Annotated in this window: 18 protein-coding genes, 1 tRNA gene and 1 pseudogene; 13 read left to right on the top strand and 7 right to left on the bottom strand. The window is 72.2% G+C overall.

Features of this window, described 5'->3' with window-relative positions:
- The first annotated feature begins 7 nt into the window (after window positions 1-7).
- The 4 genes from fdh (at window position 8) to ACIBK1_RS00380 (ending at window position 5,823) form a co-directional block, all read left to right on the top strand.
- Window positions 8-3,175: a formate dehydrogenase gene (gene fdh / locus ACIBK1_RS00395; protein WP_396731201.1), complete on the top strand. Its 3,168-nt coding sequence runs from the start codon at window positions 8-10 to the stop codon at window positions 3,173-3,175.
- Window positions 3,168-3,917 (top strand): 4Fe-4S dicluster domain-containing protein, encoded by a 750-nt coding sequence (locus tag ACIBK1_RS00390; protein WP_357316569.1) that lies wholly within the window; start codon window positions 3,168-3,170, stop codon window positions 3,915-3,917. The genes fdh and ACIBK1_RS00390 overlap by 8 nt, the downstream gene beginning before the upstream one ends.
- Before the next feature lie 22 nt (window positions 3,918-3,939).
- Window positions 3,940-4,875, top strand: a complete 936-nt coding sequence (gene nrfD / locus ACIBK1_RS00385) for an NrfD/PsrC family molybdoenzyme membrane anchor subunit (RefSeq protein WP_396731198.1) — start codon at window positions 3,940-3,942, stop codon at window positions 4,873-4,875.
- A 183-nt stretch (window positions 4,876-5,058) separates the two neighbouring features.
- A complete protein-coding gene (locus tag ACIBK1_RS00380) occupies window positions 5,059-5,823 on the top strand; it encodes an alpha/beta hydrolase (protein WP_396731195.1) in 765 nt (254 codons plus the stop codon).
- A 54-nt stretch (window positions 5,824-5,877) separates the two neighbouring features.
- Here ACIBK1_RS00380 and ACIBK1_RS00375 read toward each other — a convergent pair whose 3' ends face one another.
- A complete protein-coding gene (locus tag ACIBK1_RS00375) occupies window positions 5,878-6,288 on the bottom strand; it encodes a hypothetical protein (protein ID WP_396731192.1) in 411 nt (136 codons plus the stop codon).
- Between the two features lie 225 nt (window positions 6,289-6,513).
- Here ACIBK1_RS00375 and ACIBK1_RS00370 point away from each other — a divergent pair, with 225 nt between their 5' ends.
- The 3 genes from ACIBK1_RS00370 to ACIBK1_RS00360 all read left to right on the top strand — a co-directional run bounded on the left by ACIBK1_RS00370 (window position 6,514) and on the right by ACIBK1_RS00360 (window position 9,794).
- Window positions 6,514-7,785 carry a sensor histidine kinase gene (locus ACIBK1_RS00370; protein WP_396731189.1) on the top strand — a complete coding sequence of 424 codons (1,272 nt, stop codon included), beginning with the start codon at window positions 6,514-6,516 and terminating at the stop codon, window positions 7,783-7,785.
- Window positions 7,770-8,417, top strand: a complete 648-nt coding sequence (locus ACIBK1_RS00365; RefSeq protein WP_076440153.1) for a response regulator transcription factor — start codon at window positions 7,770-7,772, stop codon at window positions 8,415-8,417. Before ACIBK1_RS00370 ends, ACIBK1_RS00365 begins: the two co-directional genes overlap by 16 nt.
- A gap of 201 nt (window positions 8,418-8,618) precedes the next feature.
- Window positions 8,619-9,794 carry an MFS transporter gene (locus ACIBK1_RS00360; RefSeq protein WP_396731185.1) on the top strand — a complete coding sequence of 392 codons (1,176 nt, stop codon included), beginning with the start codon at window positions 8,619-8,621 and terminating at the stop codon, window positions 9,792-9,794.
- Window positions 9,795-9,842: 48 nt separating this feature from the next.
- On the opposite strand, the gene ACIBK1_RS00355 is transcribed toward ACIBK1_RS00360, so the two are convergent.
- Both ACIBK1_RS00355 and selD read right to left on the bottom strand, forming a co-directional pair.
- A complete protein-coding gene (locus ACIBK1_RS00355; protein WP_396731182.1) occupies window positions 9,843-10,394 on the bottom strand; it encodes a DUF6886 family protein in 552 nt (183 codons plus the stop codon).
- 54 nt (window positions 10,395-10,448) lie between these two features.
- Window positions 10,449-11,462, bottom strand: coding sequence for a selenide, water dikinase SelD (gene selD, locus ACIBK1_RS00350; RefSeq protein WP_396731179.1), 1,014 nt, complete (start codon window positions 11,460-11,462; stop codon window positions 10,449-10,451).
- 89 nt (window positions 11,463-11,551) lie between these two features.
- On the opposite strand from selD, the gene ACIBK1_RS00345 reads away from it, so the two are divergent.
- A tRNA-Sec gene (locus ACIBK1_RS00345) sits at window positions 11,552-11,645 on the top strand.
- A gap of 208 nt (window positions 11,646-11,853) precedes the next feature.
- Here the strand turns inward: ACIBK1_RS00345 and ACIBK1_RS00340 are convergent.
- A pseudogene (locus tag ACIBK1_RS00340) lies at window positions 11,854-12,891 on the bottom strand (ATP-binding protein); the annotation flags it as partial.
- A 427-nt stretch (window positions 12,892-13,318) separates the two neighbouring features.
- Here ACIBK1_RS00340 and ACIBK1_RS00335 point away from each other — a divergent pair.
- Window positions 13,319-13,564 (top strand): hypothetical protein, encoded by a 246-nt coding sequence (locus ACIBK1_RS00335; protein WP_156081031.1) that lies wholly within the window; start codon window positions 13,319-13,321, stop codon window positions 13,562-13,564.
- Between the two features lie 120 nt (window positions 13,565-13,684).
- Here ACIBK1_RS00335 and ACIBK1_RS00330 read toward each other — a convergent pair whose 3' ends face one another.
- Entirely contained in the window at window positions 13,685-14,446 is a 762-nt protein-coding gene (locus ACIBK1_RS00330; protein WP_051762021.1) for an IclR family transcriptional regulator, read from the bottom strand.
- Between the two features lie 144 nt (window positions 14,447-14,590).
- Between ACIBK1_RS00330 and selA the strand changes: the two genes are divergently transcribed.
- Both selA and selB read left to right on the top strand, forming a co-directional pair.
- Complete coding sequence (gene selA / locus ACIBK1_RS00325; RefSeq protein WP_396731174.1) at window positions 14,591-15,880, top strand: L-seryl-tRNA(Sec) selenium transferase; 1,290 nt, start codon at window positions 14,591-14,593, stop codon at window positions 15,878-15,880.
- On the top strand, window positions 15,880-17,679 hold the full coding sequence (gene selB, locus ACIBK1_RS00320; RefSeq protein WP_231514006.1) for a selenocysteine-specific translation elongation factor: 1,800 nt from the start codon (window positions 15,880-15,882) through the stop codon (window positions 17,677-17,679). Before selA ends, selB begins: the two co-directional genes overlap by 1 nt.
- 17 nt (window positions 17,680-17,696) lie before the next feature.
- Here selB and ACIBK1_RS00315 read toward each other — a convergent pair whose 3' ends face one another.
- Window positions 17,697-18,104 carry a PPOX class F420-dependent oxidoreductase gene (locus ACIBK1_RS00315; RefSeq protein ID WP_357324608.1) on the bottom strand — a complete coding sequence of 136 codons (408 nt, stop codon included), beginning with the start codon at window positions 18,102-18,104 and terminating at the stop codon, window positions 17,697-17,699.
- A gap of 67 nt (window positions 18,105-18,171) precedes the next feature.
- Between ACIBK1_RS00315 and ACIBK1_RS00310 the strand changes: the two genes are divergently transcribed.
- Window positions 18,172-18,789, top strand: coding sequence for a TetR/AcrR family transcriptional regulator (locus ACIBK1_RS00310; protein ID WP_396731170.1), 618 nt, complete (start codon window positions 18,172-18,174; stop codon window positions 18,787-18,789).
- Complete coding sequence (locus ACIBK1_RS00305) at window positions 18,786-19,700, top strand: NADP-dependent oxidoreductase (protein WP_396731167.1); 915 nt, start codon at window positions 18,786-18,788, stop codon at window positions 19,698-19,700. The genes ACIBK1_RS00310 and ACIBK1_RS00305 overlap by 4 nt, the downstream gene beginning before the upstream one ends.
- Window positions 19,701-19,753: 53 nt before the next feature.
- Here the strand turns inward: ACIBK1_RS00305 and ACIBK1_RS00300 are convergent, their stop codons facing one another.
- Window positions 19,754-21,043, bottom strand: coding sequence for a cryptochrome/photolyase family protein (locus tag ACIBK1_RS00300; protein WP_396731164.1), 1,290 nt, complete (start codon window positions 21,041-21,043; stop codon window positions 19,754-19,756).
- Between the last annotated feature and the right edge of the window lie 62 nt (window positions 21,044-21,105).

Genomic DNA, 21,105 nt, shown 5'->3' with positions numbered 1-21,105 from the left:
AGGCGTCGTGGGTGCTGGATGGCTCTCCCGCTGGCCGGTGATCCGGCAGCTCAAGGGAGAGGACGGCAGAGGGCAGGCGGCGCGCTCGGCGCGTACGGACGCTCTTCGGCCCCGGGTCGAGGGGGCCGATACGGTCGCGCGTTCCGTCTGTCCCTACTGCGCCGTGGGCTGCGGCCAGCTCGTCTACGTCAAGGACGGCAGGGTCACCCAGATCGAGGGCGACCCCGGCTCGCCGATCTCGCGCGGGCGGCTCTGTCCGAAGGGATCGGCCAGCAAGCAGCTCGTCACCCATCCCGGCCGTCAGACGACGGTCCTCTACCGCAGGCCGCACGGCACCGAATGGGAGCCGCTCGACCTCGAGACCGCGATGGACATGATCACCGACCGGGTCGTGCGGACCCGGCGCGAGACCTGGCAGCAGACGCACGAGGGGCAGGAGGTCAGGAGGACTCTGGGCATCGCCGGCCTGGGCGGGGCGACGCTCGACAACGAAGAGAACTACCTGATGAAGAAGCTCTACACCGCCCTCGGCGCGATCCAGGTCGAGAACCAGGCGCGCATATGACACTCCTCCACCGTCCCCGGTCTGGGGACCAGCTTCGGGCGTGGCGGCGCGACCCAGTATCAGCAGGACCTGGCCAACGCTGACTGCATCGTCATCCAGGGCTCCAACATGGCCGAGTGCCATCCGGTGGGGTACCAGTGGGTGATGGAGGCGCGTGCGCGCGGCGCGAAGGTCTTCCACATCGACCCGCGCTTCAGCCGGACCAGCGCGACCGTGGACAGGTATCTCGCGATCCGCGCCGGCACCGACATCGTGCTGCTCGGAGCGCTGATCAACCACGTGCTGTCGAATGGGCTCGACTTCCGCGAGTACGTCCTCGCGTACACGAACGCCGCGACCCTGGTGAACAGGGACTTCCGCGACACCGAGGACCTCGATGGCCTGTTCTCCGGCTTCGACGAGGAGACCGGCAGGTACGACCCGTCGACCTGGGCGTACGAGGGCGACGTGCCCGAGGAGGAGGAGCTGACCGAGGGCGGCAGGCGCCACGCGGAGGCGGCGGGGTCCGACTCGTACGGCGCGCGCGGCGCCGGCGCGAGCGCGACGCCGCCGAGCGACCCGACGCTGACCGACCCGCGGTGCGTGTACCAGATCCTCAAGCGGCACTACTCGCGCTACACCCCGGAGATGGTCGAGGAGCTGTGCGGCATCCCGCCGGAGCGGTTCCACGAGCTGGCCGAGGCGGTCACGGCCAACTCGGGCCGGGAGCGGACCACGGCGTGGGTCTACTCCGTGGGCTGGACGCAGCACTCGGTCGGCGTGCAGTACATCAGGGCCGCCGCGATCCTGCAGCTCCTGCTCGGCAACATGGGCCGCCCGGGCGGCGGCATCATGGCGCTGCGCGGGCACGCGAGCATCCAGGGCTCCACCGACATCCCGACCCTGTTCAACCTGCTGCCGGGATACATCGCGATGCCGCACGCCCACCGGCACGACGGCCTCGACCACTACCTGGAACAGGAGGGCGCCGACACCGGCTGGTGGGGCAACCGGCGGGCGTACGTCGTCAGCCTGCTCAAGGCGTGGTGGGGCGACGCGGCGACGGAGGCCAACGACTACTGCTTCGACTACCTGCCGCGGCTCACCGGCGACCACGGCCACTACGCGACCGTGATGGGCCAGATCGACGGCACGGTCAAGGGCTACTTCGTCATCGGCGAGAACCCGGCGGTCGGCTCGGCCAACGGCAAGGCGCAGCGGCTGGGCCTGGCGAACCTCGACTGGCTGGTGGTCCGCGACCTCATGCTGGTGGAGACCGCGACGTTCTGGAAGGACGCGCCCGAGATCGAGACGGGCGAGCTGCGGACCGAGGAGATCGGCACCGAGGTCTTCTTCCTGCCGGCCGCGAGCCACGTGGAGAAGGAGGGCACGTTCACCAACACCCAGCGGCTGCTGCAGTGGCGGGAGAAGGCCCTCGACCCGCCGGGCGACTGCCGCAGCGACCTGTGGTTCTACTACCACCTGGGCAAGCGGATCAGGCAGCGGCTCGGCGACGACGACATCGACCGGCCGGCGAGGGAGCTGACCTGGGACTACCCGGAGATCGGCGCGCAGCGCGACCCCGACGCCGCGGCCGTCCTGCGCGAGATCAACGGCACGGCCGCCGACGGCCGCCTGCTGGCGTCGCTGCGCGAGCTGAAGCCCGACGGCTCGACGAGCTGCGGCTGCTGGATCTACTGCGGGGTGTACGCCGACGGGGTCAACATGGCGGCCCGGCGCACGCCGCACACCGAGCAGGGACCGGTCGCCCTCGATTGGGGCTGGGCCTGGCCGGCGAACCGGCGCATCCTCTACAACCGCGCCTCGGCCGACCCGCAGGGCCGCCCGTGGAGCGAACGGAAGAAGTACGTCTACTGGGACGGCGCCAAGTGGACCGGGCCCGACGTGCCGGACTTCGAGGAGGACAAGGCGCCCGGCTACGTGCCGCCCGAGGGAGCCAAGGCCGAGCACGCGCTGGCCGGGACCGACCCGTTCATCATGCAGTCGGACGGCAGGGGCTGGCTGTACGTCCCGTCCGGCCTGTCCGACGGGCCGCTGCCCACCCACTACGAGCCGCACGAGTCGCCGGTGCGCAACGCGTTGTACGGGCAGCAGGCCAACCCGGCCCGCCGGACCGTCGACCGCCCGGAGAACCCGTACAACCCGGAGCTGTCGCCCAGGTTCCCGTACGTCTACACGACGAGCAGGCTCACCGAGCACCACACGACGGGCGCCATGAGCAGGCCTCTGCCCTACCTCGCGGAGCTCCAGCCGGAGGCGTTCTGCGAGGTGTCGCGGGAGATGGCAGAGGAGCTCGGCCTGGAGAACGGCGCCTGGGCGACGATCGTCACCGCGCGGACCGCGATCGAGCTGCGCGTGCTCGTGACCGGCCGGGTGCGGCCCCTGCGGCTGAACGGCCGGATCGTCCACCAGGTGGTCATGCCGTACCACTGGGGATACAGCAGCGGCGGGGTGGTCACCGGGGACGTCGTCAACGATCTTCTGCCGATCGTGCTCGACCCGAACGTCTACATCCAGGAGAGCAAGGCCGGCACCTGCGACGTCCTGCCGGGGCGGCGCCCGCGCGGCTCCGCGCTGCTCGACCTGATCGAGAGGTATCGCGATGGCTGAGCGGATGGGGTTCTTCACCGACACGACCGTCTGCATCGGGTGCAAGGCCTGCGAGGTGGCCTGCAAGGAGTGGAACGACGTGCCCGACGACGGGTTCGTGTTCCGGGCCACCTCCTACGACAACACCGGCGCGCTCGGCGCGAGCACCTGGCGGCATGTGGCGTTCGTCGAGCAGGACGGCCGGTGGCTGATGTCGTCGGACGTGTGCAAGCACTGCACGCACGCCGCCTGCCTCGACGTCTGCCCCACCGGCGCGTTGTTCCGCACCGAGTTCGACACCGTCGTCGTGCAGGCCGACGTCTGCAACGGCTGCGGCTACTGCGTGCCCGCCTGCCCGTACGGGGTGATCGACCGCAGGGAGGACGACGGCCGGGCGTGGAAGTGCACGCTCTGCTACGACCGGCTGCGCGGCGGCATGGAGCCCGCCTGCGCCAAGGCGTGCCCGACGAAGTCCATCCAGTTCGGGCCGCTCGACGAGCTGCGGCAGCGGGCCGAGGAACGGGTCGAACGGCTGCACGCCGAGGGCACGACGGAGGCCCGGCTGTACGGCGCGGATCCCGACAACGGGGTGGGCGGCACGGGCGCGTTCTTCCTCCTGCTGGACGAGCCGGAGACGTACGGCCTGCCGCCGGATCCCGTGGTGACCACCCGGGACCTGCCCGCGATGTGGCGCTGGGCGGGCGGCGCGGCGCTCGCCCTCGCCGCCGGTGTGGCCGTGTGCTTCGCCGGGAGGAAGTCGTGATCGTTTCTGTGGGGGGGACCTGATGCCGAGGCGCCGGGACGAGATGGTGCCGGACGCCGATTTCCGGTCTTACTACGGCCAGCCGGTCCTCAAGCCGCCCATCTGGCACGAGCCCCACATGCCGGCGTACCTCTACCTGGGCGGGATGTCGGGCGCGGCGGGCGCGATGGCGGCGGCCGCCCGCCTCACCGGGCGGGATCGGCTGGAACTGGCCGCTCGGATGGCCGCCTTCGCCGGGGCGAGCGCCGGAACCGTCTTCCTGGTGGCCGAGCTGGGCAGGCCGATGCGCTTCCTGAACATGCTGCGCGTGTTCAAGCTCACCTCGCCGATGAGCGTCGGCTCGTGGACGCTGGCCGCCCACAGCGGGCTGACCGGCGTCGCGGCGGGTTCGGCGGTGACCGGCCTGCTGCCCCTCGCGGGTGACGCCGCGTCGGTCGCGAGCGGCCTGAGCGGCGTGGCGATGGCGACGTACACGGCCGTTCTTCTCGCGGACACCGCCGTGCCGTCGTGGCACGAGGGGATGCGGGAGCTGCCGTTCCTGTTCTCGGGGAGCGCGCTCGCCTCCGCGGGTGCGGCCCTGATGCTGACCACGCCCCGGGCGCTGGCCGGGCCCGCCCGCGCCGCGGCGGCGGCTGGCGCCATGACGGAGATCGTCGCCGGCGGGCTGATGGAGCGCCGCCTCGGTCTCGTCGGCGAGCCGTACCGCGAGGGCAGGGCGGGCAGACTCATGCGGGCCTCCCGCGCGCTCACCCTCGGCGGCGGCCTGCTCGCCACGGTCGCCGGGCGCAGCCGGGCCCTCACCGCGCTGTCCGGGCTCGCGATCACGGCCGGAGCCCTGTGCACCCGGTTCGGCGTGCTGGAGGCGGGCAGGGCCTCGGCCAAGGACCCCAGGTACACCGTCGTGCCGCAGCGCGACCGCCTCGACGCCGGCCGCCCCGCCTCCGTCCCCGGCCGCTGAAAAGGGTTCGAGAGACGATCGACGAGCCTGGTAGCGTGCCGGTGACCGTGACCCGCCCGAGGAGGTGAGACCCATGAACGCAGGATCGACGTGGGTGCTCCCCCTTCCCACCACGGCCGGGCGACCGACATAGGTGTCGCCGGGAGCGCCTCGACAACAAGGCTCTCCCGAAAGGCAACACCTGTGCACTCTCTGCAGTTCACCGCCGAGTCGTCCTCGAACGGCGTGGTCGAACGCGACTTCACCGTGGGCGACGTCCCCGGAGTTCTCTGGTCGCCGGCTCCCGGCGCCGAGCGGGCGCCCCTGGTCCTGATGGGCCACGGCGGCGGCAATCACAAGAAGCATCCGGCGATGGCCGGCCGCGCCCGCCTCCTCGTGACCGGCTGCGGCTTCCACGTCGCCGTCATCGACGCGCCCGGTCACGGCGACCGGCCGCGCACTGCGCACGACGAGCTGGAGATCGCCGAGCTGTTCCGGGCGAGGGCGGCGGGCGAGCCCGAAGGACCGATCGTCGTCCGCTACAACGCCCACCTGGCGGAGCTCGCCGTGCCCGAATGGCGGGCGACTCTGGACGCGCTCCAGGAACTTCCCGAGATCGGCGCCGACGGGCCGGTCGGCTACTTCGGCATCAACATGGGCACGGCGATCGGCATACCGCTCGTGGCGGTCGAACCCAGGATCACGGCCGCGGTCTTCGGCCAGCACTGGCCCGATGTCCTGGTCGAGAAGGCGAAGCAGATCACCGTCCCGATCGAGTTCGACATGCAGTGGGACGACGAGCACATCCCGCGCGAGGCCGCTCTCGCGCTGTTCGACGCCTTCGCCTCGAAGGAGAAGACGTTGCACGCCAACGCGGGCAGGCACAAGGAACTGCCCAGGTTCGAGGCCGACAGCGCGGTCCGGTTCTTCGCCCGGCACCTCGGCCGAGCGGTCACCCCGCCGGCCTGACGCATACGGTCGCGGCGTCCGGCTCGCCGGCCGGGCGCCGCGGCCCCCGGGTGCTCACCGCGTCTTGGGGAAAGCGGCGCGGGGTCCGGGTCCGCTGAGGATGAAGGCGACCGCGATCAGAGGCAGGACGCTCATGGCCTGCATCACGGCGTACCACGCCGGGCAGATGCCGGGGATCAGGTCGACGCCGATGATCGCGATCGGCATGGTGACCGTGATGACGCGCATGCGCTCGAAGCTGCGCCGCGATCCCTGCGAAGCACGCACGATCGTCCGGTGGAGCATCGGGGCGATGGCGAGCAGTATGACGGCCCGGGCCCACATGAACGTGGTTCCCGGCTGATCGACGATCGACAGCACGGCGACCGTCGCGAGGGTGATGCCGCAGATCATGCCGGAGAGCGTGACGCACTTCTTCGCCAGGTCGAAGGCCTCGTGGGTGCGGGAGTCGTCGATGGTGCTCATGTCTTTCTCCTCCTTCTCGTCGTGGTCTCGACGCTAGGGAGGGCACGGGCGGGGCGGTATGCGTCTGGACGTACGCGGGGGTGGGGCCAGACCCACTCCGGGGGCGATCGGCTGGGCGCAGGGCTCTGTGCGGTACACAGTGGAAACATCACGCCGTACCGGCCCGGACCGGGCGCATCGCCGGACGCCTCGGAAACCGGGGTCGTGGAGTACGAAGGAAGGCTCATGCGACAGCTGGTGTCGTGGCTGGTGAGTGCCGCCGCAGGGTTCGTGCGAGCGTGCGTCGTGCTCGTCGTCAGCATGCTGGTCCCGGCCGTGTGGGCCGCCGCCGCGGGGCTGTGGATGTGGTGGTGGGGCGGCAACCCGTGGCCCGGGCTGGCGCCGCTCCTGTGGGCGTGCGTCGGCACGCTCGCCCTGTCGCGCCCGATCTGCCGGATGACCCGCTCGATCGTGGCGAAGTGGACGGGCACCGTCATTCCCCCCGGATATCGGCAGGCCGCGCCGGTGGTGCGCATGTCGACCGGGTACTGGTGGAACGGATTCTCCTACGAGCGCACCAGCCGCGACGCTCGCCGGGACCAGAGGATGCGGCTCTGGTGGAGCGATCCCGCCACCTGGCGTGACCTGCGGTTCGCGGTGATCGCTCCGTTCACTTTGGGGGTGATCGCGGCCGTCCCGCCGGCCGGAGTCGTGGCGGCGGTCGTCGGGTTCGCTCACCCGGAACCCTCCATGCGTCTCATCGGGGTGCTCGGCGTGGCCGTGGCGATCGGCGCCGCCCCGTACGCCTGGCGGCCGGTCCGGCCGGTGGCCGTCCGGTTGCTGCGGCCGTCGCCGGCGATGGCGCTCGCGGACCGCGTTGATGAGCTGACGGCCCAGCGCGCGGACACGACGGTCGCGCAGGCCGCCGAGATCCGGCGCATCGAACGGGACCTGCACGACGGAGCGCAGGCGCGCATGGTCGCGCTCGGCATCTCCTTGGCGACCGTGGAGAAGCTGATGGAGACCGACCCCGACCGGGCCAAGGCGCTGCTGCGGGAGGCGCGAGCAGGGGCCACCGCGTCCCTGGCCGAGCTCCGCGACCTGGTCAGGGGCATCAGCCCGCCGGTGCTGACCGAGCGCGGGCTCGTCGACGCCATCCGGGCTCTCGCCCTGGACAGCCCTCTCGAAACCGCTGTCAGCGCCGACCTCGGGCCGCGCCCGGATCCGCCGATCGAGTCCGCCCTGTATTTCGGCGTCGCCGAACTGCTCACCAACGCGGCCAAGCACGCCCGCGCGACCCACGCCGGGATCTCCATCGCCCGCACCAGTACCGGCACCGGCGCAGGCATCGTCGTCGACGTCGCGGACGACGGCACGGGCGGTGCCGAGGTGCGGTCGGGTGGCGGACTCGACGGGCTGCGCCGCCGCCTCGCGGTCTTCGACGGCACCCTGGAGATCACGAGTCCGGCGGGCGGTCCGACCCACGTGAGAATGGTCGTGCCATGCGAATCGTTGTAGCCGAAGACCTCTACCTCCTGCGCGACGGGATGGTCCGCCTCCTGGAGGCGTACGGGCATCAGGTGGTGGCGACGGCGACCACCGGGCCGGAGACGCTCGACGTGCTGCTGACCCAGCGGCCGGACGTCGCGGTCGTCGACGTCCGCATGCCGCCGACCCAGTCGGACGAGGGCCTGCGGGCGGCTCTCGAGGTCCGCCGCCGGGTGCCCGGACTGCCGATCCTGATCCTCTCCCAGCACGTCGAACAGCTCTACGCCCGCGAACTCCTGGCCGACGGCACCGGCGGCATCGGCTATTTCCTCAAGGAGAGCGTGTTCGACGCGGATCAGTTCGTCGACGCCCTGGAGCGGGTGGCCGGCGGCGGGACCGCAATGGACCCGGCCGTCATCGCCAAACTGCTGTCCAGCGGGTCGTCGAACCGGCGGCTCGAACGGCTCACGGAACGCGAACACGACGTGCTGGGCCTCATGGCCGAGGGGCTGTCCAATCAGGCCATCGGCCAGCGGCTCTTCCTCAGCGAGAGCGCCATCAGCAAGCACACGACCTCGATCTTCGGCAAGCTCGGCATCACCGACGACGGCAACAACAACCGCCGCGTCCTCGCCGTCCTCACCTACCTCAACAACGCCTGACGTGCTCCGCTACGCCGGCCGGGGGCGGGCGTTGCGGAGGCGGGCATTGCGGAGGCGTGACGACGATGCCCGCTGGACGCCCCGGCTTGCCGACCACCGCCGGCAAGGTGTTTGGTCACGTCCGAAACGTGCCGGTGCCCGCTGCCTCCTCACTGCTTGGCTGGGTGCACACCCTCCACCCGCACCTGGCCGAACGGACCTATGTCGACCACCACGCTCACCCGGCCCCGCTCGCCTCTCATCGGCTGGCTCGCCGTCACCTCGCTCATGCTGGGCATCTTCGCCATCGTCACCAGCGAAATCCTGCCCATCGGCCTGCTGCCCGCCATAGGCGCCGACTTCGGCATCTCCGACGGCACCACAGGGCTGACCATGGCCCTGCCCGGTCTCGTCGCCGCGGTCGCCGCGCCTACCGTCACACTGACCACCGCGCGCCTGGACCGCCGTGTGATGCTGTGCGTCCTCATGGGGGTGCTCGCGGCAGCCGATGTGCTGGCCGCAGTGGCGACCTCCTACTGGATCGTGCTGATCTCCAGGGTGCTCGTCGGCCTCACGATCGGCGGCTTCTGGTCCATCGGGGCCGGGCTGGCCGGCCGTCTGATGCCGCCGCACGCCGTTGGCGCCGCCACCGCTGTGATCTTCTCGGCCGTGCCGTTGGGCTCCGTGCTCGGCGTACCGGCTGGGACCTTCATCGGCAACGTCGCCGGCTGGCGGACCGCCTTCCTGGTCTTGGCCGTGCCGGCACTCCTGGTCCTTGTGGCCCTGATACTGCTGCTGCCGCCGCTGCCCGCCCATCAGGTCACCAGCCCTCGCGTCCTGCTCGACCTGCTGCGCACCCGGGGTGCCGCCATCGCCTTGCTGGCCACGTTCCTCATCGTCTTGGCCCATTTCGGCACCTACACCTACGTCACACCCTTCCTCCAGAACGTCACCGGCCTGCCTCCCACCGCCGTCAGCGCCATCCTGCTGGCGTACGGCATCGCCGGAATCGCCGGCAACTTCCTGGCAGGCAAGGGCACAGTCACGCGGCTGCGATCGACCTTCGTGACCTGCGGCTGCCTGATCGCGGTCACGACCCTGCTGCTGCCCTCGGCCGGCGGAACAACCATCGGCGCCGTGGTGTCACTCGTGGTCTGGGGCTTGGCTTATGGAGGCGTACCCGTCTGTTCGCAGGCATCGTTCATCGCCGCCGCCCCTCGCACGCCCGAAGCCGCGACGGTCGCTTTCACCTCTGCCTTCCAGGCGACCTTCGCCCTTGGCGCGTTCCTCGGCGGACGCGTCGTCGACGCCTTCTCGGTCTCCACCGTCATGATTTGCGGCGGGCTGACCGCTCTCCTCATGGCGGCATCCCTGTGGTCACTCGGCAAACCCCGCTGACTCGGTCTGGTGCCGTCCGCCGCGGAGCCCCGATCCTCATCGTCGCGATCAAGGAGTGGCCTGTGGGCGCCGGGGGCGGGCGTTGCGGAGGCGGATGCCGCTCCAGCCGAGGGAACTGGTGGTCACCGCGTCCCAGAACGGCCAGAGGTTGTCCAGCAGCCTGAGCTGGATGCCGTTCTCCTCGTGCAGCCGCAGCAGGTCGCCGACGGGTTCGGGCGGCCCGAGGGGTTCGACGGGCTCGGTGGCGACCACCGCGTTCGGCACCGGCTCCCCGAACGGGACGAACTTCTCCGCCGGGAAGCGGTAGGCGTACAGGCGGACGGTCAGGAACGCCTCCAGCCAGCCGTATTCGATGGCGTGGACGCGCCGGCCGCAGCCCGGCCCGATGATCCGGTGGTGGTCGTCGTCCGTGGTCCCAGGGGTCGTCCAGGCCATGGCCCGCGGGCACTGGCGGGGGAACCAGTAGTCGGGACAGCGCTCGGCCGTCACCGCCCAGACGTACGCCTCCGGCTGCCGCGCGGTGGCGGCGACGTGCGGAACGAATCGGGTGATCTCGGGGTCCTCGGAGAAATGCAGCACCTCGCCGGGCTCAGGTCGCATGTCCCGGGTCTACCACGTGACCGCCCGGGGGATCACCGGTGAGCGCGGGCGGCGTCAGGCGAGCCGGATCGCGGCGGCCCCTGCCGGGACGAGTTCGCCGACGATCGGCGCGCCGGGGACCTCGCCGGCGACCAGCAGGCCGCCCGAGGTCTGGGCGTCGGCCAGCAGGAGCAGGTCCTCCTCCCCGCACCGGCCCGGGTCGAGGTGGGGGCGCACCCAGTCCAGGTTGCGGCGGGTGCCGCCGCTGACGTAGCCGTCGCGCACCGCCTGCCGCGCGCCCTCCAGGTAGGGCACGGCCGCCACGTCGACCACCGCCGTGACGCCGCTTGCCCTGGCGAGCTTGTAGAGGTGGCCGAGCAGGCCGAACCCGGTCACGTCGGTCGCGCACCCGGCCCCGGCCGCCAGCGCCGCCCGCGAGGTGTCCCGGTTGAGCGTCGTCATGACCTCGACCGCCTGCGGGAACACCTCGCCCGTCGCCTTGTGCCTCGTGTTGAGCACGCCCACGCCGAGCGGTTTGGTGAGGGAGATCGGGGTCCCCGCCCGGCCCGCGTCGATCCGCAGCAGCCGGTCCGGGTCGGCCAGGCCGGTGACCGCCATGCCGTACTTCGGCTCGGGGTCGTCCACGCTGTGCCCGCCCGCGACGTGGCAGCCCGCCGCCCGCGCCACGTCCAGGCCCCCGCGCAGCACCTCCCTGGCGAGGTCCATGGACAGCCTCTCCCTGGGCCAGCCCAGCAGGTTCACCGCCACGACCGGTTCGCCGCCCACCGCGTACACGTCGGACAGCGCGTTGGTGGCCGCGATCCGCCCCCAGTCGTACGGGTCGTCCACGACGGGGGTGAAGAAGTCCGCGGTGGCGACGACCGCCCGGCCGCCCTCGATCCTGACCACGGCCGCGTCGTCGCCGTCGTCCAGCCCGATGACCAGTTCGTTCGCGTACGCCGACGGGTCGGGGGCCACGAGCCCGGCCACGATGCTCTCCAGCTCGCCCGGGGGAATCTTGCAGGCGCAGCCGCCTCCGTGCGCCTGCTGGGTCAGCCGGATCCCGGCCCGCTCCGCCGTATCGGTCATGCCGCACCCGTTCTCGCGTCGTCCGTCCGCCACGCCGCCACACGGGGCGCCGCCCCGGTCCCTACCCCGTTCCGGTTAGGTTTCTCCCTGGAGGTGTGTGGGCGCCTGGTGGTCCCCGCGGTCTTCAAAACCGACGAGGCCGAGGTCCTCGGCCTGGCGGGTTCGATTCCCGTCCACCTCCGCTCACCCTTCGCCTTCCCCCCCGTCAGGCCTCCGGCCCCACCTCCCACAACGCGGACATCGGAAGCGCCCGCATCCGATCCCCGAAGGGGAGCGCCTCCGGACCCGCATAGAGGACGTATCCGGCGATCAGCCGGTCGCCGAGCTTGCGAGCGAGTTTCCGAAGCCCTTGAAAGTCCTCGCCGCGAACGGTCTCCGCCGCCTTGACCTCGATGCCGATGATCTCCCCGGATGCCCTCTCCAGCACTCCGTCGACTTCCACTCCATCGCGGTCTCGGTAGTGGTAGAGCCTGACAGGTTCCTCGGTCCAGGTGAGTTGGCGGGCCAGCTCGCCGAGAGCGAAGTTCTCCAGGAGAGGCCCGACCGGGGCGGTGAAGTCCGTGGCGCGGGCGGGAGTGAGCCCTGCGAGATGAGCCCCGAGACCGGAGTCCACTACCAGCAGCTTCGGCGTCGCGATCGCGCGAGTGGTGGCGTTGGAGGACCACGCCGGTATTCGTCGGATCACGTATACGAGTTCGAGCAGATCGACATACCGCTTGGTGGTGGTGTGCGGCAGCCCCAGATCACGGCCGATGTTGTCGATCACGGCCAGGCCGCCCATCCGGCCGCACAGGACGTTGAGCAGGCGACGCATGTCGGCGGGGCGTTCGATGTCGGAGACCTGTCTGACATCACGATTGATCAGATCCGAGATGTACGACTCGAAGAAGCGGGCCCTCCTCCGGTGAGTCGGCCGGTGGACTGCTTCCGGATAGCCTCCTCTCAGTGCACGGTCCACGTAGTCGGCCCGACGAAGGCGCGTCCTCGGGACCTTGAGGTCAGGCCCTTCCTGGAAGGCGGCGTCGACGAAACCATCCGGGCTTCGCTCGATCTCGCCCTGTGAGAGCGGCCACAGCTCAATCGTCTCCGACCGGCCGGGTAGTGCGTCCGGCAGGTCTCGCAGGCCCAGAAGCCGGGCGGATCCCGTTAGTAGGAAGCGTCCAGGCCGCGGATCCGCGTCGACCACGCGTTTGATCGACAGAAGCAGCTCGGGAACGCGTTGGATCTCGTCGATGAGCAGAAGCCCGTCGTGGCGCACGATGCCGTCCGGATCGTTCCGCGCGGCCGAACGTACGGCGGCTTCGTCGAGATAGATCTCGCGAGCCCCGGGCGAGCGTCGCACGATCGCTTTCGCCAGAGTGCTCTTGCCGACCTGGCGGGCACCGTTGATCACGACTACGCGAGTGTCCGTCAGTGCCTCTAGTGCCATGACTTCCACACGCCTGGGATAGAGCGTGAGCTCATCGACGTCCACCAGCTCAGGATAGGGTGAGTGGCCAGATCGGTGGTAGATCTGCCGGTACCTCCGTGGTAGATCTGCCGCAGTAGTTGTGGTGGATCTGCCGAGCGATCTGTGGTGAATCTGCCGGAAGATACGCGGTGGGTCTGCCGGGTGGGGCCCCGTCGACCGGGGCGGAGCGGACGAGTGGATCGGCCGGCCCCACATCCTCAGGCGCTCCGCATTCGTACACCATCACGATCACGACGTCGGGCAGGCCGGAATCCCTGCGGCATCTGACCGGATTGTTGACGGCGGACCTCGTCAAGACGGCGACTACTTATTGCAAACAACTGATAACCATGAGTATGGATATCGGATGGCGTCGCAGTCCGCCCGACACCTGATGGAGGCACTCATGGAGTCCACTGTTTGGCCGGTCTACAGCCCATTCGCGAAGATGCACTACGGCAAGGGCCTCGAAGCCGGTCGCGCACAGGGCGAGGCGAGGGCGGTGCTCACCATCCTGGAGGCGCGGGGGATCCCGGTCGACGAAGACGACCGCGAGTTCATCATGGAGTGCACGGATTTGAAGCGGCTTGACGAGTGGGCACGGCGAGCCATCACCGCGACCTCGGCCGCCGACCTGTTCGCCGAGGAGTAGCCGGGGCTCCTTCGCGAGGGTGCCGGTCAGGGACGTGGGATTGACGCGGTTCGCGAGGCCGTGGCCGGCGACGCCGCCCTGCAGAACATCCGCGGCGCGGTCCACTCATCGGAACGGGCGTCAGGTGCGGCCGAGGTTGCGCGTGATCTCCCGCGACGCGCGCAGCACGAGTTCGGTGAGTCCGGCCGGCACCGCCGGTCGCACCGCGAGCGCGCTGATCGACGCGACGATCTCGCCGTCCGGGTGCCGGACCGGTACGGCCACGCAGCAGACGCCGGGAAGGACCTCCTGGTGATCGACGGCGACCGAACCCGACCGGCGGACGGACGCCTGGGCCCGCCGCCATTCGGCGAGCGTGAACCCCGGCGGCACCGCGTCGCCGTCCGGTCTCTGCGTCAGCAGCACCCGGCCCGCGGCGGTCGCCTCGGCCAGCTCGGAGCCCGGCAGGACCGGCGGCACCTCCTTGATCTCTCCCCGCGCCGCCGTGATCACCCTGACCCGGTCCCCTTCCAGCACGGTGAGGAACACGACGGTCGTGGTCAGCGCGGACAGCAGGCGCACGGGTTCGCGGGCGGCGGCCCGCAGCCGCGGGTCGGGGTGCCAGGAGCCGCCCAGGCGGGCGAGCCGCTGCCCCACGAAGTAGCGCTGCCCATGCTGTTGCACCGCGCCGAGGTTCGCGAGCTGCCGCAGCAGGCGATAGGTGGTCGCCTTCGGAATGCCGGCGTCGCGGGCGAGCTCGGACAGACCGGCTCCTTCCTCGGCCGCCGACAGGACGTCGAGCAGGTGGAACGCCCCTTCGAGCACGCCGCGTCCGTTCGCTGTCCCGGCCTGGACCGCCGGTTCCCGGCGAGGACCGGCGGCGGCGTGGTCCTGCGCATCCATGGGGCTCTCCTCCCGAGGCTGTCACCAGGGACTCGCGGACGAGGACTCCGCCGTTACCGCCGAAATCGGGAGAAGGGTGTCACCCGCCGGAGCGGCGGGGGAGCAGGCCGGGGTGGGCGGGGCACCGCCGCTGTAATTTGAAGTGTGGATCCACGGAGGCGGGTGCCGCGCACCGACGCCGTGCTGGCCGATCCGCGGCTGATCGCCGCCGTCGAGCGGCTCGGCCGTCCGGCGGTCAAGGACGCGGTCGTGAACGCGCAGCAGCGGGTGCGGCAGGGCGAGATCGAACCGGAGGACGTCGCGGACGTCGCGCTGGCGACGCTGCCGCGCCATGCCACGAGCCTCCGGCCTGTCATCAACATGACCGGCGTGCTGCTCCACACGAACCTGGGTCGCGCGCCGTTGTCCCCGGCCGCCGTGGATGCGGTGGCGGTGGCGGCGGGGGCGACCGACGTGGAGTTCGACCTGGCGTCGGGAGCGCGGGCGAGGCGGGGACGCGGCGCGATCGAGGCGCTCGCGCGGGCCGTGCCCGACGCCGGAGGCGTCCACGTGGTCAACAACAATGCCGCCGCCCTCGTGCTGGCCGCCACCGCGCTCGCCGCCGGGCGGGAGATCGTGATCAGCAGGGGCGAGCTGGTCGAGATCGGCGACGGGTTCCGCATCCCCGACCTGCTCGTGTCCACCGGCGCGCGCCTGCGCGAGGTGGGCACGACCAACCGCACCGCCCTGGCCGACTACCGCGACGTGATCGGGCCGCAGACGGGGTTCGTGCTCAAGGTCCACCCGTCGAACTTCCGGGTCGAGGGCTTCACCGGCTCTGTCGAGGTGGCCGAGCTGGCCGGGCTGGGCGTGCCCGTTGTGGTCGACATCGGTTCGGGGCTGCTCGAACGCGATCCCCTCCTGCCGGAGGAGCCCGACGCCGCGAGCGTGCTGCGGGCCGGCGCCGACCTGGTCACCGCGAGCGGCGACAAGCTGCTCGGCGGCCCGCAGGCGGGCCTGCTGCTCGGCCGCCGCGACCTGGTCGAACGGCTCAGGCGGCACCCGCTCGCCCGCGCGCTGCGTGTGGACAAGCTGACGCTGGCCGCGCTCGAGGCGACGCTGCGCGGCCCGGAGCCCCCCGTACGGCAGGCTCTCCACGCCGATCCGATCACCCTCGGGGAGCGGGCCGAGGCGCTGGCCGAGGCGCTGTGCCAGGCGGGTGTGGACGCGGCGGCCGTGCGCGCGGAGGCGACCGTAGGCGGCGGCGGAGCCCCGGGCGTGCGCCTGCCGAGCATGGCGGTGAGCCTGCCGGAACGGCTGGCCGCACCGTTGCGGCGCGGCGAGCCGCCGGTCGTCGGCCGGGTCGAGGGGGGCCGCCTGCTGCTCGACCTGCGCGCCGTGCCGCCGGACCGGGACGGCGAGGTCCTCGCGGCCGTCCTCAAGGCGACCTCCTGATGGCTCCGCGCATGCACGTCGTGGCCACGGCCGGACACGTCGACCACGGCAAGTCGACGCTGGTGCGGGCGTTGACAGGGATGGAGCCCGACCGGCTGGCGGAGGAGCGCCGCCGTGGGCTCACCATCGAGCTGGGCTACGCCTGGACGACGCTGCCCTCCGGGGAGCGGGTGGCGTTCGTCGACGTGCCCGGGCACGAGCGGTTCCTCGGCACGATGCTCGCCGGTGTCGGCCCGGTGCCCGCCGTGATGTTCGTCGTCGCCGCCGACGAGGGGTGGATGCCCCAGTCGGAGGAGCATCTGGTCGCGCTGCGCACCCTCGGCGTACGGCACGGCCTGCTCGCCGTCACCCGGGCGGACCTCGCCGACCCCGCCCCCGTCCTGGAGGACGCGCGCGAGCGGCTGGTGAAGGCCGGGCTGGGCGAGGTGGAGGCCTTGGCGGTGAGCGGGCGCACCGGCCAGGGCCTCGACGGGCTGCGGGCCGCCCTCGACCGGCTGGTGGCGGCGCTGCCCGCGCCCGATCCGCGGGCTCCGGTGCGGCTGTGGATCGACCGGGCGTTCAGCGTGCGTGGCAGCGGGACCGTCGTGACCGGCACGCTGCCCGCCGGCCGCGTCGTGGTGGGCGACGAGCTGGAGCTGGACGGCGAGCCCGTGCGGGTGCGCGCCCTGGAGTCGTTGAAGGAGCACGTCGAGTCGGTCACCGGGGTCGCGCGGGTGGCGCTCAACCTGCGCGGTCGGATCGCGCCGCAACGCGGGCACGCCCTCGTCACGCCCGGCGCCTGGACGGCGACGAGCCTGGCCGACGTGCGCGTGACGATGGCGGAAGGCGCGCGCGGGCCGCTGCCGGCGCGGCTCACCGCCCACATCGGCTCGGCGTCGGTGCCGTGCGAGGTGCGGCCGCTCGGCGCCGAGGCCGAGGGGGCGGCGGCCCGGCTGCGCCTGTCCCGGCCGCTTCCCCTGCACCTGGGCGACACGCTGCTGCTGCGCGACCCGGGCCGGGGGCAGGACGAGCTGCGGGTGCTCGCGCGGGCGACCGTGCTCGACGTGCGTCCCCCGGAGCTGCGCCGCAGGGGGGCGGCCAGGGAGCGGGCGAAGGCGCTGGCGGACGCGTCGGCGGACGCGGCGTCCCTCCTGCGTACGCACCTGCTGCTGCGCGACGGCGAGCTGACCGCGATGGGCTGCCCGCCGGAGGGGCGGCCGGTGGCCGCCGGCTGGCACGCCGACCCCGATCACTGGTCGGCGCTGTCCACCCGGCTGCCCGAGGTCGTGCGGCGATACGCCGCCGACCACCCCTTGGAGCCGGGGATGCCGGTGGAGGCCGCCCGCCACGAGCTGGGCCTGCCCGACCGCCGGCTCGTCACGGCACTCGTACGGCCGCCGTTGACGGTGGCCGACGGACGGATCACCACGACGGGCCGCGTCGTGGCCGGGACGGCCGGGCTGCCCGCCCCCGTCGCCCGGGCGGTGCGGGCCCTGCTGGACGACCTGGCCACGGCCCCGTTCCAGGCGCCGGACGCCGGGCGGCTGGCCGCGCTGGGGCTCGGGCCGCGCGAGCTCGCCGCCGCCGTACGCGCCGGGGCGCTGCTGCGGGTGGCCGAGGGCGTCGTGCTCGCGCCGGGCGCCGACGCACGTGCGGCGGCGCTGCTGGCCCGGCTGCCGCAGCCGTTCACGGTCAGCCAGGCCAGGAGCGCGCTCGGCACCAGCCGCAGGGTCGCGGTGCCGCTGCTGGAACACCTCGACCGCAGGGGCCTCACCGAGCGGGTGGACGAGGTCCATCGCCGCGTCCGGCCCGCCGGCTGATCCGGCTCCGGCGACGCTCACGCCTCCGGGACGTCACGCTTGCCGGCCGAGGGGTTGCCGGGGTCGACGCCGAAGCTGATGATCCGCCGCGGATGGACGCGGATGATCGGGCCGGGCAGCGGGGCGTTCGAGCCGGCGGCTTCGGTGAGCGCCTCGCCCCACCCGCGTATCTCCAAGCAGCGCACCTGCCAAGGATCGACGGACGGGATGTCGTCGACGACGAACGCCACCTTGCCGTTGGCCAGCACGTTGCGGAACTTGCGGCTGGCCGCCATGTCGCGCCCTCCGATGTCGATCGTCCGGAGCTCCTGGTTGTAGCGGAATCCGACCGGGCTCACCTGGAGCGTCCCGTTCGGATGGAGCGTGGCCAGGCGCCCGATCCGCTGACCGCCGAGGTACTCGATCTCGCGCTCTGTGAAGATCATGCCCTCATCCTTCAAGTAATTGATTGATATTTGTCACTCAACCACATGAATGGCTAGTGTGCGGCGCATGGCTTCATCAGCACGGCGCTCGCCACAGGAGCGCGGGAAGGCCGCGGAACGGACCCGCGAGCGGATCCTGGAGGCGGCGGTCGAGGAGTTCGGCACGAAGGGGTACGCCGGAGCCCGCACGGCCGCCATCGCGGCGCGAGCGGGGGTCAACCAGCAGCTCATCTCGTACTACTTCGGCGGCAAGCAGGGGCTCGTCGAGGAACTGCGCCGCAGATGGGCGCGGGCACAGGAGAGCGTGACGCCGCCCGGCGCGACGTACGCCGAGAGCGTGGCGGCCCACCTCGACGCGACGCTGGACAACCCGGATTGGTCCCGGCTCGTGGTGTGGCAGGCGCTGGGGGACGGCTCGGCCGCCGCGAGCGACGACGAATGGGCGGCGGCGCAGCGCGACCGGCTGCGCCAGGCCGTGGAACGGACCCGCCGGCGTCAGGAGAAAGGCGAGATCACCGGAGAGCTGGACGCCGAGTTCGTCCTGCTGGTCGCCTACGCGCTGGCCTTCGCGCCCATCGCGTTGCCCCGCATGGTCGAGGGGATCGTCGGCGCCGATCCGCTGTCCAAGGACTACCGCGAGTGGGTCGTCGGCCAGCTCGCCAGGATGACGAGGAGAGACGCATGAGCAGGACGGTCGTGTTCTCCGCCTACGGCGGCCCGGAGGTGCTCGAGGTCGTCGAGACGGAGCCGGACGAGCCGGGGCCCGGCGCGATCCGGGTCCGGGTGCGGGCGGCGGGCGTGCAGCCGTTCGACGCGCTGTTCCGCGGCGGGGGCGCGCACGCCTACATGCCCGCGACGTTCCCGCAGCGGCTGGGCAACGAGTTCGCCGGTGTGATCGACGCGGTGGGGGAGGGCGTGGCCGGCCTGACCGTGGGCGACGAGGTCGTCGGCTGGGCGATGCTCGCGTCGTACGCCGAGCACGTCGTCGTCCCGGCCGGGCAGGTGGTGCCGAAGCCCGCGTCGATGCCGTGGCCGGAGGCCGGGGTGCTGTCGGCGTCGGGGCAGACCGCCGGCACCGCGCTGGAGAGGCTGCGCGTCGGCTCCGGCGACACCCTTCTCGTGCACGCGGCGGCGGGCGGGGTCGGCACGTTCGCCGTGCAGATCGCCCGGGCGCTCGGGGCGACGGTCATCGGCACCGCGAGCGAACGCAACCACGCCTGCCTGCGCGACCTCGGCGTGATCCCCGTGGCGTACGGCGACGGGCTGGCCGAGCGGGTGCGGGCGGCCGCCCCGGACGGCGTGGACGCCGCGCTCGACGCGGCCGGGACCGTGGAGGCGCTCGAGGTCTCGGTGGCGCTCGTGGCCGACCGGACGCGTGTCGGCACCATCGCCTACCAGCCCGCCGCCGACCGGATCGGCGTCCAGCGGCTGGGCGCCGAGCGCTCGGCGGACCGGCTCGCCGGGCTGACGGCCCTGTGGGAGAAGGGCGACCTGAAGGTGCGGATCCAGGAGGCGATCCCGATTGAGGAGGTGGCGCGGGCACACCGGCTGATCGAGACCGGCCACACTACCGGCAAGCTCGTTCTGATCTTCTGATCTTCTGCGCGGGCGCTCGGCCGTGGGCGTTCCCGCCGCGGACGAGATGGGCGTCACGCCCTGAGCTCGCCGCCGAGGGGAGCGGAGGGGTAGCCCGGCACCCCGCCGCGTACCTTCCACGGCTCGTGGACCAGGTCGCCGGGCAGCGCCGCGAGCTCGGGGACGTAGCGCCGCACGTACTCCCCCTCCGGGTCGAATCTCTTCGCCTGGCGCAGGGGGTTGAGCGTGCGGTAGGGCCGGGTGTCGTTGCCCGTGCCCGCGACCCACTGCCAGTTGCCGCAGTTGTTCGGCATGTCGCCGTCGAGCAGCCACTCGGCGAAGTGCTCCAGCCCGGCCCGCCAGTCGATCCCGAGGCGCTTGGTCAGGTAGGAGCCGGTGACCAGGCGCACCCGGTTGTGCATCCAGCCCTCGGCGCGAAGCTGGCGCATGCCCGCGTCCACGATCGGGACCCCGGTCGCGCCCTCCCGCCAGGCGGCCTCCGCCTCCTCGTCGCGCCGCCACTCCACGTTCCTCGGCCGGTAGTCGCGCCGGCCCATGTCCGGGAACGCGTCGACGACCTGGTAGTGGAAGTCGCGCCAGCACAGTTGCCTCACGTACTCCTCGCCGCCCGGCCGTCCGCAGGCGCGGTCCACCACCTCGGCCGGCGACAGGCAGCCGAAGTGGAGGTAGGCGCTCAGCATCGAGGTGCGCCCCGCCATCCGGTCGCGCGTCTCGCCGTAGGAGGCCAGGCCGTCGGCCACCCACCGCTCCAGCCGCCGCCGCGCCTCGCTCTCCCCTCCCCGTACGACCCCGTACGGCTCGGGGGACGCCTCGGGCAGGACTCCGGGATCGACGCCGCGCGGCAGGCACAGGCGGTGGGGTGCGCCGAGGACCGCCCGTCTCGCGGTGGCCGACCAGGCCCGCCAGTAGGGCGAGAAGACGCGGTAGTGGCTCCCGCTGCCGGGCCGCAGTGCGCCGGGCGGCACCACGGTCACGCCGGGGAAGAGGCGAAACTCCAGCCGGTGGGCCCGGCACTCCTCCGCCAGGCGCCGCTCCCGCCGCCGCGCCAGCGGGCTGACGTCCTCGCTCGCCCAGATCGCCGTCGCGCCCGCCTCCCCGGCCGTCCGTACGGCGTGGGCCACCGGGTCGCCGTGCCGTACGACGAGGTCCCCGCCGAGCGCGCGCAGGGACGACCGCAGGTCGTGGAGGGACGCGTGGAGGAAGTCGCGGCGGTGCCGGGCCCCGATGGCGGGGTCGAACACGAACAACGGAACGACGTGCCGGGCCACGGCGCACGCCTCGGACAACGCCGGGTGATCATGAGTTCGCAGGTCCCGGTTGAACAGCACGACGACGGCCTCCACGCACGTCTCTTCGTGGTTCCCGGCACCGGTGGTTGCGGGTGGGCGGGTAGATCACGGTGATC

Source organism: Microbispora rosea (genome assembly GCF_044460045.1).
GTDB classification, from domain to species: domain Bacteria; phylum Actinomycetota; class Actinomycetes; order Streptosporangiales; family Streptosporangiaceae; genus Microbispora; species Microbispora rosea.
Note: the sequence above shows the minus strand (reverse complement) of the source record. Positions and strands in the feature narration are given on the sequence as shown.

Coding starts and splice junctions, on each gene's coding strand:
- ACIBK1_RS00335 (WP_156081031.1), top strand. CDS start 13,319: ATGGAGTCCACTGTTTGGCCGGTCTACAGCCCATTCGCGAAGATGCAC.
- nrfD (WP_396731198.1), top strand. CDS start 3,940: ATGCCGAGGCGCCGGGACGAGATGGTGCCGGACGCCGATTTCCGGTCT.
- ACIBK1_RS00330 (WP_051762021.1), bottom strand. CDS start 14,446: ATGGATGCGCAGGACCACGCCGCCGCCGGTCCTCGCCGGGAACCGGCG.
- ACIBK1_RS00360 (WP_396731185.1), top strand. CDS start 8,619: ATGTCGACCACCACGCTCACCCGGCCCCGCTCGCCTCTCATCGGCTGG.
- selD (WP_396731179.1), bottom strand. CDS start 11,462: ATGACCGATACGGCGGAGCGGGCCGGGATCCGGCTGACCCAGCAGGCG.
- ACIBK1_RS00305 (WP_396731167.1), top strand. CDS start 18,786: ATGAGCAGGACGGTCGTGTTCTCCGCCTACGGCGGCCCGGAGGTGCTC.
- ACIBK1_RS00355 (WP_396731182.1), bottom strand. CDS start 10,394: ATGCGACCTGAGCCCGGCGAGGTGCTGCATTTCTCCGAGGACCCCGAG.
- ACIBK1_RS00315 (WP_357324608.1), bottom strand. CDS start 18,104: ATGATCTTCACAGAGCGCGAGATCGAGTACCTCGGCGGTCAGCGGATC.
- ACIBK1_RS00370 (WP_396731189.1), top strand. CDS start 6,514: ATGCGACAGCTGGTGTCGTGGCTGGTGAGTGCCGCCGCAGGGTTCGTG.
- ACIBK1_RS00365 (WP_076440153.1), top strand. CDS start 7,770: ATGCGAATCGTTGTAGCCGAAGACCTCTACCTCCTGCGCGACGGGATG.
- ACIBK1_RS00375 (WP_396731192.1), bottom strand. CDS start 6,288: ATGAGCACCATCGACGACTCCCGCACCCACGAGGCCTTCGACCTGGCG.
- ACIBK1_RS00390 (WP_357316569.1), top strand. CDS start 3,168: ATGGCTGAGCGGATGGGGTTCTTCACCGACACGACCGTCTGCATCGGG.
- selB (WP_231514006.1), top strand. CDS start 15,880: ATGGCTCCGCGCATGCACGTCGTGGCCACGGCCGGACACGTCGACCAC.
- ACIBK1_RS00310 (WP_396731170.1), top strand. CDS start 18,172: ATGGCTTCATCAGCACGGCGCTCGCCACAGGAGCGCGGGAAGGCCGCG.